Source organism: Bradyrhizobium sp. CCGE-LA001, from assembly GCF_000296215.2.
Lineage (GTDB): Bacteria > Pseudomonadota > Alphaproteobacteria > Rhizobiales > Xanthobacteraceae > Bradyrhizobium.
In genome coordinates, this window is the sequence record NZ_CP013949.1 from 6967676 (window position 1) to 6980430 (window position 12755).

General features: G+C 63.6%; 12 protein-coding genes. 8 read left to right on the plus strand and 4 right to left on the minus strand.

Annotation, left to right across the window (positions count from 1 at the left end; genetic code table 11):
* Positions 1-207: 207 nt before the first annotated feature.
* Positions 208-597: a hypothetical protein gene (locus tag BCCGELA001_RS31750; protein ID WP_008546078.1), complete on the minus strand. Its 390-nt coding sequence runs from the start codon at positions 595-597 to the stop codon at positions 208-210.
* A gap of 105 nt (positions 598-702) precedes the next feature.
* Between BCCGELA001_RS31750 and BCCGELA001_RS31755 the strand changes: the two genes are divergently transcribed.
* Positions 703-1638, plus strand: a complete 936-nt coding sequence (locus BCCGELA001_RS31755) for a DMT family transporter (protein ID WP_060737083.1) — start codon at positions 703-705, stop codon at positions 1636-1638.
* A 232-nt stretch (positions 1639-1870) separates the two neighbouring features.
* Positions 1871-2848 (plus strand): Bug family tripartite tricarboxylate transporter substrate binding protein, encoded by a 978-nt coding sequence (locus BCCGELA001_RS31760; protein ID WP_060737084.1) that lies wholly within the window; start codon positions 1871-1873, stop codon positions 2846-2848.
* Between the two features lie 191 nt (positions 2849-3039).
* Here the strand turns inward: BCCGELA001_RS31760 and BCCGELA001_RS31765 are convergent, their stop codons facing one another.
* On the minus strand, positions 3040-4725 hold the full coding sequence (locus BCCGELA001_RS31765; RefSeq protein ID WP_060737085.1) for a methyl-accepting chemotaxis protein: 1686 nt from the start codon (positions 4723-4725) through the stop codon (positions 3040-3042).
* A gap of 261 nt (positions 4726-4986) precedes the next feature.
* On the opposite strand from BCCGELA001_RS31765, the gene BCCGELA001_RS31770 reads away from it, so the two are divergent.
* From BCCGELA001_RS31770 to BCCGELA001_RS31795, 6 genes are all read left to right on the plus strand, one after another.
* Positions 4987-6030, plus strand: coding sequence for a C-terminal binding protein (locus tag BCCGELA001_RS31770; RefSeq protein ID WP_060737086.1), 1044 nt, complete (start codon positions 4987-4989; stop codon positions 6028-6030).
* Between the two features lie 86 nt (positions 6031-6116).
* Positions 6117-7457 carry an ABC transporter substrate-binding protein gene (locus tag BCCGELA001_RS31775; RefSeq protein WP_060737087.1) on the plus strand — a complete coding sequence of 447 codons (1341 nt, stop codon included), beginning with the start codon at positions 6117-6119 and terminating at the stop codon, positions 7455-7457.
* Positions 7458-7595: 138 nt separating this feature from the next.
* Positions 7596-8552: a carbohydrate ABC transporter permease gene (locus tag BCCGELA001_RS31780; protein WP_060737088.1), complete on the plus strand. Its 957-nt coding sequence runs from the start codon at positions 7596-7598 to the stop codon at positions 8550-8552.
* On the plus strand, positions 8545-9441 hold the full coding sequence (locus BCCGELA001_RS31785) for a carbohydrate ABC transporter permease (protein WP_008546118.1): 897 nt from the start codon (positions 8545-8547) through the stop codon (positions 9439-9441). Before BCCGELA001_RS31780 ends, BCCGELA001_RS31785 begins: the two co-directional genes overlap by 8 nt.
* Positions 9442-9567: 126 nt before the next feature.
* Positions 9568-9759, plus strand: coding sequence for a hypothetical protein (locus tag BCCGELA001_RS31790; protein WP_008546119.1), 192 nt, complete (start codon positions 9568-9570; stop codon positions 9757-9759).
* A gap of 120 nt (positions 9760-9879) precedes the next feature.
* Complete coding sequence (locus BCCGELA001_RS31795; protein WP_060737089.1) at positions 9880-11235, plus strand: esterase-like activity of phytase family protein; 1356 nt, start codon at positions 9880-9882, stop codon at positions 11233-11235.
* A 237-nt stretch (positions 11236-11472) separates the two neighbouring features.
* Here the strand turns inward: BCCGELA001_RS31795 and BCCGELA001_RS31800 are convergent, their stop codons facing one another.
* Both BCCGELA001_RS31800 and exbD read right to left on the minus strand, forming a co-directional pair.
* Positions 11473-12303, minus strand: coding sequence for an energy transducer TonB family protein (locus tag BCCGELA001_RS31800; protein ID WP_008546130.1), 831 nt, complete (start codon positions 12301-12303; stop codon positions 11473-11475).
* Positions 12303-12752: a TonB system transport protein ExbD gene (gene exbD, locus BCCGELA001_RS31805; RefSeq protein ID WP_008546131.1), complete on the minus strand. Its 450-nt coding sequence runs from the start codon at positions 12750-12752 to the stop codon at positions 12303-12305. Before exbD ends, BCCGELA001_RS31800 begins: the two co-directional genes overlap by 1 nt.
* Between the last annotated feature and the right edge of the window lie 3 nt (positions 12753-12755).

Consider the following 12755-nt stretch of genomic DNA (forward strand, 5'->3'; position numbering starts at 1 on the left):
CTGGCGCGCGTCTCGTCCTTCGAGACGACCGCTTCGCGGTCTCCTCAGGATGAGGCTAAGCAGCATCGGTGCGCATGGAGACGACAGCTGCGAACTCGATCCTCATCCTGAGGGCCCGCCAAGGGCGGGCGTCTCGAAGGATGGCCACAGGCGAAATCGCTCCCATAGGCGATTGCTCTACTCTCCAGGGGTGAGAAAGGGCACTCGCTACTTCATCCTGAACTTGCTGTAGGCCTCGCTGGTCGCGATGATCACATGCTCGGCGCAGCCATTGACGCGATGCGGATCGGCTTCTCGCTCGTAGGCTTCCGACGTCATCATATCGAGAAAAGCCGAGACAGTCGGGTAATAGACCAGCGCGACGAAGTCCCAGTCGTTGCCAGCGTGAGGACCGAGTGCGATGGCCTTCGCATCACCGGTCCAGAGCAGCGTGCCGCCGCGCGCCTTGATCATGGGCACGGTGATGGCGCTGTAGCGCAGATAGGCATCCCAGCCCGATCCATCGCCATCGCGCGAACGCGCGTGGAAGCGCATCAGGTTCAGCATCACCACCGGTGCGTTCGGGTCGAGCCGCTCGAGGCCCTCGATGTTCAACATATTGACCGCCAATGGCACCTCCTCAGGGCTTGGCTGCATTGTAGCATTGCGGCGCCGTGACTTGTGTCATGCCGGCAATCCGGCGCAAGCTCGCATCCGACGCCAATGACGATCGCTTCGCCCGCGCCACCGGCCTCGAATCCGGCCAGTTGGCTCAACAACCAACCATATCTGCTGCTCAGCCTGACCTCGCTGTTCTGGGCCGGCAACATCGTGCTCGCGCGCCATGTCGGTGCACATGTGCCGCCGTTGACCATCACCACGATCCGCTGGTTCGGCGTGTTCCTGATCCTGTTGCCGTTCGCCTGGCCGCACCTGAAGCGCGACTGGCCCGCCTTGCGGGGCAGCCTGCGTCTGATGCTGTTCCTGTCGCTGGTGGGCTTCGCCTTCAACAACGCGATCTCGTACTGGGCGATGCAATATACGGAGGCGTTGAACGCGCTCCTGATCCAGTCGGCAGGCCCCCTGTTCGTGGCGCTGTGGTCGCTGGTGCTGTTCGGCGTGCGGCTGACCGGCGCGCAGCTCGCCGGCATCGCGATCTCGCTGGTCGGCGTGCTGATCATCATCCTGCGCGGCGATCTTGCCGCGCTCGCCGGCATCAGCTTCAACCGGGGTGACCTCATGTTCGCCTCCTCGCTGGTGGCGTTCGGGCTCTACTCGGCCTTCATCCCGCGGCGGCCGAAGATCCACCAGCTCTCCTTTCTGTCCTTCACCACCTGCTGCGGCGCCACGATGCTGCTGCCCGCTGCGATCTGGGAGGCGGCCAGCGGCTACGTGCTGCATTTTGATGGGATCACGCTGGCGACGCTGGGCTATATCCTGATATTTCCCTCGACGCTGGCCTATCTCTTCTTCAACCGCGGCGTGGCGCTGATCGGGCCGAACCGCGCCGCGCCGTTCTTTCATCTGGTGCCGGTGTTCGGCTCGGCGATGGCGATCGTCCTGCTCGGCGAAAAGCTGCAGGCGTTCCACCTGATCGGCTACGCGCTGGTGCTCGCCGGCGTCGTGATCGCCTCGCGCCAGGGCTCTGCGGTGAAGTAATTCCGCGCCGCGGACGATGCACTATCGTGTCCCGGACGCGGCGCAGCGCGAAGCGGTGCGACGCAGAGCCGGGACCCAGTCTGCCGCAAGCATGGGCCCCGGTTCAGCAGTGCATCACGCCGCGAAAAGCGGCGCGCTGCACTGCGCCCGGGGCACGAGACAAACTCCCGTCTTCCGATTTTGACGAAGAGAAGCTACGTTCCGGCCAACCAAAAAGAGGGAACGTCCAAAGATGATTTCAGCATTGATTCGACACCTGCGCACCATCGGCGCAGTCGCCTTGTGCCTTACCGCCGCATCCACGGCGCAGGCCGACAATTATCCCAGCCGCAACATCACGCTGGTGCTGCCGTTTGCGGCCGGCAGCGGCACCGACACCACCACGCGGCTGATCTCGCAGCATCTGTCGCAGGCACTCGGCGTCGGCATCGTGATCGAGAACAAGGCCGGCGCCAACGGCATGCTGGCCGCAACCTATGTCGCCAAGGCCGCGCCCGACGGCTACACGCTGCTGGTGACCACCAACACCACGCATTCGGCCAATCCCTATCTGCTCAAGAGCCTCACTTACGATCCGGTCAAGGATTTCACCCCGATCGCGCGCACCGGCGATCTGCCCTTCATGCTGGTCGTCAATCCCGAAGTTCCGGCCAAGACCGTCGGCGAGCTCGTTGCCTATGGCAAGGCCAATCCAGGCAAGCTGAGCTACGCCTCCGGTTCGTCCTCAGCGATCGTGTCGGGCGCGACCTTTGCGCACAATGCCGGGCTCGACCTCCTGCACGTGCCCTACAAGAGCTCGCCGCCGGCGCTCAACGACGTCATGGGCGGCCGCGTCTCGATGATGTTCGTGGACATCCTCACCGGCCTGCCCCACGTCCAGGGCAACGCTCTGCGTGCGCTCGCAGTCACCACCAAGGAGCGCACGCCGCTGGTGCCGCATCTGCCGTCGATGCAGGAGGCCGGCGTGCCCGATTTCGACATCTCGTCGTGGCAGGGCTATTTCGGCCCGGCCGGCATGCCGAAGGAGATCGTGACGCGGCTCAACGCCGAGATCAGGAAGATCGTCGAGAATCCCGAGATCAAGGCCAAGCTCGCCACCCTCGGCATGGACGCCTTCTCGGGCACGCCGGAGCAGCTCGGCACCTTCGTGAACGAGCAGCTCGTGCTGTGGGAGAAGCTGATCACGAACGCGAAGATCGAGAAGCAGTAGGGTCCGCCACTGCTACTGTCATCGCCCGCGCAGGCGGGCGATCCAGTACTTCGAGACGGCGCGGCTAGAACCGAGAAGCTACGGCGTACTGGATGCCCCGCCTGCGCGGGGCATGACGGCGAGAGGATGGAAAAAGGTGGGCACAACGCGCTTGCGCGTCTTTGCCCACCCGACGAATTCAGCGCAAGGCCTTACGCCGCGCGCACCTTAGCGAGGAAGCTGTCGACGGCGCTGCGCAGCGCGCCGGACTGGTTGTCCAGCTCGCGAGCGTTGGTGAGCACGTCGGTGGCCGCACTTCCGGTCGCCTCCGCCGCCGAGGTGACGCTGCCGATATGGGCGTTGATCTCGCTCGAACCGGCCGCGACCGACTGGATGTTGCGGGCGATCTCGCGGGTGGCCTCGCCCTGCTGCTCGATCGATGCGGAAATGCCGGCGGTGATCTCGCTCATCTCGGCGATGGTCTGGGTGATGCCGGAGATGGCCGTGACCGCGTCGCTGGTCGAGGTCTGCATCGCCGCGACCTGCGCGGAGATCTCCTCGGTTGCCTTCGCGGTCTGGTTGGCGAGCGCCTTGACCTCGGAAGCTACGACGGCGAAACCGCGGCCGGATTCACCGGCGCGGGCCGCCTCGATGGTGGCATTGAGCGCGAGCAGATTGGTCTGCGCGGCGATCGAATGGATCAGCTTGACGACCTCGCCGATCTTCTCGGCGCCGGTGGAGAGCACCTGCACGGTGGCGTTGGTGCGCTCGGCGTCGCTGACGGCGCGGCTCGCCACTTCGGTCGAGCGGGTGACTTGGCGGGAGATCTCCGCAACCGAGCTCGACAGCTCTTCGGCGGCAGCCGCAACCGTCCCGACATTGCCGGAGGCCTTTTGCGAGGCCGCACCGACCGTCGCGGCGCGCGAGGAGGCGTCGCTCGCAGTCGCGGTCATCGACTGCGCCGTGCTCTGCATGCCGGCGGCGGCCGAGGACACCGAGCGGACGATGCCGTTGACGCTGCGCTCGAAGTCGCTGGCGATGCCCTCCATCGCACTGCGACGTTCCGCCGCGGCACGGTCCTTGGCATCGGCCTCGGTCTTCTCGAGGTCGCGGATGCGAACGGCGTTGTCCTTGAAGGTCTGGACGGTGGCAGCCATCGCACCGACTTCGTCGCCGCGACCGACACCCGGGATGTCGCCTTCGAGCTTGCCGTCGGCGAGATCCTTCATCCGTGCGCCGAGCAGCGCCAGCGGACGGCTGATGCTGCGCCCAAGCAGCCAGGCGACGCTGCCTGCAACGATCATGATGCCGAGCATGGCCAGGCCGAGCATCCAATAGACCGGTCCCATCTTCGCGTCGATGTCGTCGAGATAGGCGCCGGTGCCGATGAACATGTCGAGACCGGGAACGGCCATCGCGTAGCCGATCTTGCGGATCAACGTGTTCTCGCCCGGCTTCACGTACTCGTAGTAAAGCATCGTGTCGCCGTTGGCTTTCACCCCCGCCATTAGTTCGCGGTTCAGCTTGCGGCCGTTGGTTTCGACGTCCATTCGGTTGATACCGACCTGCTTGGGATCGGGCGCGAGCTGCGTGATGCCGTCATAGGAGGTGCCGAACAGATAGCCGGAGCCCTTGTCGTAGGTCATCGCGTTGCCGTAGCGACGAAGCTCGGCCATTGCGGCGTCCTTCGTCATCTCACCTGCGTCGACTCGCTTCTTCAGTGTGAGCGCGTAATTGCGGCCCATCTCGACAATCGCCTTGGCTTGGTCGATGCGCGCGTTCACCATCTCCTGCTTCATCAGGTAGCCGGCGAGGACACCGGAGATGCACAGGCCGAACAAGGTGACGCCGACAAGAATGCCGAGCTTCGGGACGATCTTCAGATTGCTCAACTTCACGGGAGGGCTCCGGCAATAATGGGATACGGGCGCGCGATCAGATCGATAGGAATCGAATCAACTTTTAGGGGGCGATGCCTTAGCAAGTTACTTACGAGCCTCCGTAGAAGCCCGGAAACGGCCCCTCGAATCGCGAATTTATCTCCGCATCAGCAACCGGGAATTGTACGCCCTGCCCTCGATTTCGCGTAAAAGAGGCAAGGCTCGCCCCTCAAAGCGCGGGTCGCAACAACAACCGACAAACCAAATCGGGAGCCGAAAATGCCGAAATACAGGGTGGTGACGCCGAAGGGCGCGAGCTTCACGGTCGCGGGCAGCGATTATTCCTTCGAGCAGGAAGCGCTCGATCCGATCGATGCCGAGATCGTCGAGGCGCCGGCCGACGAGGCCGGGTTCATCGCCGCCGCGAAAAATGCCGACGCCATCTATGCCAAGGGCATTCCGATCACCAAGACCATCATCGACGCGCTGGAGAGCTGCAAGGTCATCACGCTCGGCTCGGTCGGCGTCGACAGCGTCGACGTCAAGGCCGCCACCGCCCGCGGCATTCCTGTCACCAACATTCCCGACACCTTCATCGAGGAGGTCGCCGACCACGCCATGATGCTGCTGCTCGCGGGCTTCCGCCGCCTGGTCGAGCAGGACCGCATGGTGCGCGACGGACGTTGGGCCGAGGGCCGGCCGGCGCTGCTCAAGATCCCGAGGCTGATGGGCCAGACGCTCGGCTTCGTCTCGTTCGGACGCGTCGCGCGTGCGGTTGCCAAACGCGCCGCGCCTTTCGGCCTGCGCATGATGGCCTACGATCCCTTCATCCAGGAAACGCTGATGTACGACCACGGCGTGGTCCCGGCGACGCTGAACGAGGTGTTGTCGCAATCCGACTTCGTCTCGATGCATGCCCCCGCGAGGCCCGAGGTGCATCACATGCTGACCGAGAAGCACTTCCGGCAGATGAAGAAGGGCTCGATCTTCATCAACACCGGCCGCGGTGCTACGGTGGACGAGGAGAGCCTGATCAAGGCGCTGCAGGAGGGCTGGATCGCGCATGCCGCCCTCGACGTGCTGGAGAAGGAACCGCCCTCGCACAACAATCCGCTGCTCGGCATGGAGAACGTGACGCTCACCGCACATGTCGCCTCGGCCTCGGCACGGTTCGACGAGGCGCGCAAGCGCCGCGTGGGCTACGAATTGTCACTGGTGCTTCAGGGCATGTGGCCGGTAAGCTGCGTCAATCCGTCGGTGCTGCAGAACACCGCGCTCCGCCGCTGGCAGCCCGTCAGCATGGACCGCGGACCGAACAGCTAGGCGGCCCGGCGCGGCGCGCCGGACGATAGGAACGGCCCTTCACCGGCGATCAACGCCGGGAAGGGAGACATCATAGGGAGGAACTGATGAGGAACGACATCACACGTCGTGATGCCTTGGCGCTGGGCCTGTCCGCTGCAACGCTCGCGGCCACCGGTGCTGCAGCGCAAACATCCAATATCAAGGCTGCCGACGTCCCGGCACCCAAGCGCGAGATCGAGAAGGGCGCGTCCTTGCGCATGCTGCGCCCGGTCCGCTTCGTCCAGGCCGACGAGGACGTGTTCCGCGCCAATGCGGCAAAGTTCACCAAGGACACCGGGGTCGAGGTCAAGGTCGACTTCGTCGGCTGGGAAGACATCAACCAGCAGACCGCGGTGACCTCGAATTCCGGCGCCGGCCCCGATATCATCATCGGCTTCTCCGACGCGCCGCATATCTACATCGACAAGCTGATCGAGCTCACCGACGTCGCCGACTATCTCGGCAAGAAGTACGGCGGCTGGCAGACTCTTGCGAAGACCTATGGGAAGAAGGCCAAGAGCGATACGTGGATCGGGCTGCCGTTCGGCGCCACAGCTGGCCCCCTGATCTATCGCAAGTCCATTCTTAAGTCAGTCGGGTTCGACAAGGCTCCGGAAGATCCAGCCGGCTTCCTCGATCTCTGCAAGAAGCTTCAGCAGGCGGGCAAGCCAGCCGGCTTCGCACTGGGCAACGCGGTCGGCGACGGAAACGGCTTTGCGGACTGGATGATGTGGGCGCACAACGCGGCGCTGCTGGACGAGGAGGGCAATGTCACAATCAACAGCAAGGAGACGATCGCGGCACTGAACTTCGTGAAGCAGCTTTACCCGACCTTCATCGCCGGCACGCCGTCTTGGAACGACGTCAGCAACAATCGCGCCTATTCCTCCCAGGAAATCGCGCTGACGGCGAACGGGGTGTCCCTGTACTTCTCGTTGAAGAACGATCCCGCGACCGCCGCCATCGCCGAAGATTCGGAGCATCAGTTGTTGCCGAAGTTCTTTGCGCCGGCCCCGCCGATGTCTGGCCTGACGCTCAACGCAATGGTGTTCAAGCACAGCCCGTACCCGAACGCAGCGAAGGCATTTCTGCAATTCATGCTGGAAAAAGATCAGTACGAGCCCTGGCTCAACGCCAATAGCGGCTACTGGTCGCAGCCGCTCGCAGCCTATGCCGATGCAGCAGTGTGGTCAGGTGATCCGAAGGTCGCAATCTTCAAGAACACCATGAACAACGGCTACTACGCCGGCTATAAAGGTCCGATATCGACGGCCACCGGTGCGGTGCGGGCGGACTATGTCACGGTTCAGATGTTCGCGTCCGTTGCGACCGGCGCGGCCACGCCGGAAGCGGCGGCCGCGGAAGCCGAGCAACGCTGCAAGCGCTACTTCCGCCGGCAGCGGTAGCGCCCGATCGAAACGCCGTCATTGCGAGGAGCACTTGCGGCGAAGCAATCCAGGCCGTAACCGCGGAAGCAGACTGGATTGCTTCGCTTCGCTCGCAATGACGGATGTGGTGACTTTCACAGACAGGACAACGACCCAATGTCCGTGACGACACTTTCCTCTCACGCACTGGCAGCCCGGCAGCCGAACTGGCTGGTGCGGCTGTTCGACTACAAGCCGTTCCTGATCGTGATGTGCCTGGCCCCGGCGCTCGGGCTGCTCGCCGTCTTCCTGACCTACCCGCTCGGCCTCGGCATCTGGCTCGCCTTCACCGACACCACGATCGGCCGTCGCGGCATCTATATCGGGCTGGAGAATTTCCAATATTTGCTCACCGATCCCTTGTGGTGGAACGCGGTTTTCTACAGCGTGTTCTACACGGGTATCGCGACCTTCGGGAAGTTCGCGCTCGGCTTCTGGCTCGCGCTGCTGCTCAACAACCATTTCCCGTTCAAGAGCCTGCTCCGCGCCATCGTGCTGCTGCCCTGGATCGTGCCGACCGTGCTCTCGGCGCTGGCGTTCTGGTGGATCTACGATCCGCAATTCTCGATCATCTCCTACCTGCTGGTCGACGTGCTGCATTGGAAGTCGAGCAATATCGACTTCCTCGGCTCGCCCTGGCCGGCGCGCTTCTCGCTGATCGCCGCCAACATCTGGCGCGGCATCCCCTTCGTTGCGATCTCGCTGCTGGCGGGGCTCCAGACCATCTCGCCCTCGCTCTACGAGGCCGCGATGCTGGACGGGGCCAGCGCCTGGCAGCGCTTCCGCTACATCACCTTCCCGATGATGATGCCGATCCTCGCCATCGTCATGACCTTCTCGATCATCTTCACCTTCACCGACTTCCAGCTCGTCTATGCCATCACCCGCGGCGGTCCCGTGAACTCGACTCATCTCTTGGCGACGCTGGCGTTCCAGCGCGGCATCGCCGGCGGCGAGCTCGGCGAGGGTGCGGCGATCGCCGTCTCGATGATCCCGTTCCTGGTGTTCGCGACGCTGTTTTCCTATTTCGGCCTGGCGCGCCGCAAATGGCAGCAGGGAGAAGCCAATGACTGAGACCGTCGCGCAACCGACCGCGGACGCCAAAGCCGCGCCCGACACCATGGCCTGGGATTCCGGGCTGCGGCGGCTGATGATGATCTACCTGCCGCTCGGCTGCTTCGTGCTGATCCTGCTGTTCCCGTTCTACTGGATGGCGATCACGTCGTTCAAGCCGAACGCGGAGCTGATGAACTACAAGGACCACAACCCGTTCTGGATCTCCTCACCGACGCTCGCTCATATCAAGCACCTCCTGTTCAACACCGCCTATCCGCACTGGCTGAAGACCACGATGCTGGTCGCGATCGGTTCGACCACGCTGTCGCTGATCGCCTCGACGCTGGCGGCCTATGCGATCGAACGCCTGCGCTTCCGCGGCAGCCCTTATGTCGGCCTCGGCATCTATCTCGCTTATCTCGTGCCTCCGTCGATCCTGTTCATTCCGCTCGCTACCGTCGTGGTGCAGTTCGGCCTGTTCGACAGCCCGATCGCGTTGATCCTGGTCTACCCGACGTTCCTGGTGCCGTTCTGCACCTGGCTCCTGATCGGCTATTTCAAGTCGATCCCCTACGAGCTCGAGGAATGCGCGCTGGTCGACGGGGCGACGCGGCTCCAGATCCTGCGGCGGATCACGCTGCCGCTCGCAGTGCCCGGCCTGATCTCGGCCGGCATCTTCTCCTTCACGCTGTCCTGGAACGAGTTCATCTACGCGCTCGCCTTCATCCAGAGCGGCGCCAACAAGACCGTGCCGGTCGCCATCCTGACCGAACTCGTCACCGGCGACGTCTATCAGTGGGGTGCGCTGATGGCGGGCTCGCTGCTCGGCTCGCTGCCGGTTGCGATCTTCTACTCGCTGTTCGTGGACTATTACGTGTCCTCGCTGACGGGCGCGGTAAAGGAGTAGTCGAGACCAGACATGCACCAGCGATGATGCGGCGCGAAACGCGCCTGGCTCGCGTCGGGACTTTACACTCAACGACCGCCTGCATAGGCTCCAAAGCGTTATTTTTTTGTTTCTGGAGCATTTGACATGAAAACGTTGGCATTGATCGTTGTCGCTCCCCTGCTTCTCATGCCTGCCGCATCAAGTGTGCAGGCGCAGACTGGAAGCACCACTGCAACCAAGAGCGCCAAGCAGCCGCCGCAGCAGCAGCAGACGAAGAATTTGCCCCGCTGCAGCCGGGCGATGAAGATGTCCGGAAAACCGTGTTACGGCGGATGAGGCTGGCAGGCGAACAAGCCCCGGCATCGCGTCGGGGTTTGTTCTGCGGCCTTTGGCCCGGCTTCACAAAACTGCAACACGCGAACCGCATAAGGCGTCGTCCGCCAACAGGAGACGCACATGCGCGCGACTTTTCTCAGCACCGTCGCAACGATCATTCTCACCGCGAGCTCCGCGCTCGCACAGAGCGAAGGTGAATTCCCGGCCAAGCTCGCCGGCCACGTGGTGATGCCGGCCGAATCATTCATCGATGCTCCGGCCGATGCGCCCGCCGACCTGAAGACATCCGGCAAATACACGACCGGCAAGCGCGTCGATGCGCCCGGCACCGTGATGGGCAAGTCCTACGAACGGGCGACCGGCGTGTCGCTGCCGTTCAAGGGCCAGCCGCTGCAGGGCCATTCCGGCATCAAGACCATGCCCGACGGCACGTTCTGGGTGATCACCGACAACGGCATGGGCGCCCGCGCCAACTCGCCGGATTCGATGCTGTATCTGAACCGCTACAAAATGGATTGGGCCGGCGGCAAGATAGAGCGGCTGGAGACCATCTTCCTGCACGATCCCGACAAACGCGTCCCCTTCCGCATCGTGCATGAGGACACGCAGAAGCGTTACCTGACCGGCTCGGATTTCGACACCGAGGGCTTCCAGATTGTCGGCGACACCATCTGGATCAGCGACGAGTTCGGTCCCTACATCCTGAAGGCCGACAAGACCGGCAAGATCCTCGGCGTGTTCGATACGGTTGCCGACGGCAAGCCGATGCGCTCGCCGGACAATTGGGCGGTGGGAACGCCGGCCGCGCCGGGTGCGACCTACACCAACGTCAACCTCCGCCGCTCCAAGGGCTATGAGGGCTTTGCCGCGTCCAAGGACGGAAAATTCCTCTACGGCCTGCTCGAAGGGCCGCTCTGGGATGCCGACAAGAAGGACTGGGAGAAGGTCGACGGCAAGGAAGCCGCCCGTATCCTCGAATTCGACGTCGCCGCCGAGAAGTTCACCGGCCGCTACTGGCAGTATGTGTTCGAGCAAAACGGCAACGCCATCGGCGACTTCAACATGATCGATCAGGCCTCCGGCCTCATCATCGAGCGCGACAACGGCGAAGGCACCGCCGACAAGGCCTGCCCGCAAGGCACCCGCGGCGACAATTGCTTCCCTGATCTCGCCAAGTTCAAGCGCATCTACAAGATCGAGCTCACCGACGCCAATGTCGGCAAGCCCGTGCGCAAGATCGGCTATATCGATCTCATGAAGATCAGGGATCCCGACAAGAAGGCGAGGAAGCCGCTCAACGACGGCGTCTACACCTTCCCGTTCTTCACCATCGAGAACGTCGATCGCGTCGACGACACCCACATCATCGTCGGCAACGACAACAACCTGCCGTTCTCGTCCAGCCGCGATCCCAACAAGGCCGACGACGACGAGTTCATACTGCTGGAAGTCGCGGACTTCCTGAAGGCGAAGTGAGCGGAAGCGCTCTCTTCTCCCTCCTCCCGTTCTTGCGGGAGGAGGGTTGGAACGACAGTGGCTCCTCGTCATCCGTCATTGCGAGCGTAGCGAAGCAATCCAGAATCTTTCCGCGGCAGCAGCCTGGATTGCTTCGCTACGCTCGCAATGACGTGGATGGCACTCCATTCCCGCGCTCACGATGGACTCGCAGAGACAGCTTCTCATTCCTAAGGATGGGATAGGACGTGAAAGCCATCAGCGCACCGTAAAGTCCACGGGAATCGTGAAGTCCATCGAGCTGTTCTTGATTTCCGGCGGAATCGGCGGGAACGGCGCGGCCTGCCGGATCATCGACAACGCCTTGGCGTCGAACGCGGCAACGCCGGACGAACTGATACGGCTGGACATGATCTGGCCGCTGCGTCCGATCGTGAAACTCACCCGGACCAGTCCCCGCTGGTCATTACCGCCCGACGGATAGGAATGGAAGCGCATCAAGTGCGCTCGCACGCGCTGGTTATAGGTCGCAACCAGAGACGCGAGAGCGCCCGCGCTCATGGCTGACGCCGCGGGCGCCTCGCGCTCGGCGCGTGGCGGTGCGCTGGTGCGCGGCGCAGGCGGCGCCTCCGACGGCTTTCTGGCCTCGCGACGAACCACCTTCGGCTTTTCAGGCGCAGGTTTTTCCTGCGGCACGATCTTCGCGGGCTCGGGTTTGGCGGGCGCCGGCTCCAATTTCTGCTCCGGCGGCGCAACCACGTCCGGCTTTTCCTGCGGCGGCGTGGGCGCAATGGTCTCCTCGACCGTCTGCCGTTGCATGGGCTCCGGCGGAGAGGCGTCGGCCTCCTGCATCACGGGGCCCGGCGCCGTATCAACCGGCGTGGACTGCGGTGCCGACGTCACGGGCGTCATGTCGACCATGATCGCCGGCAGGCTGACGCCCTGCTCCGGTTGCGATCTGAGCCAGTTCATCGCCAGTAACGCCGCGGCGACATGCAATGCAACGATCACTGCAGCCGATACGCCCCAGCGCGCGGTATCGCGCTCACCGAGCGGCTCGTGCAGCGCAAACGCGTTAGTGGCAGCCATCAGCTGCGTCCGTCGAGGCCGACCAGGGCGACCTTGAGATAGCCCGCATTGCGCAGGCTGTTCATCACCTCCATCAAGTCGCCATAGGAGACGGACTTGTCGGCGCGCAGATAGATGCGCTCGTCCTTGCGGCCCTTGGTGGCGGCGGTGAGCGCGTTGACAAGACCGTCGCGGGTCATGGTGTCCTCGCCGACGGCAACAGTGAGATCCGGCTTTACCGTCACGAAGGTCGGCTTGTCCGGTCGTGGCGCAGGTTCGGCGGCGGTCGCCGGCAGATCGACGCCGATGTCGACCGTGGCGAGCGGCGCGGCCACCATGAAGATGATCAGCAGCACCAGCATCACGTCGATGAACGGCGTGACGTTGATCTCATGGGTGACGTCGAGGTCGCCAGGATCGCCGCGCGGCCTGAGCGGTGATCCCGAACGTGCGCCAAGCTTCGCGGCCATGAC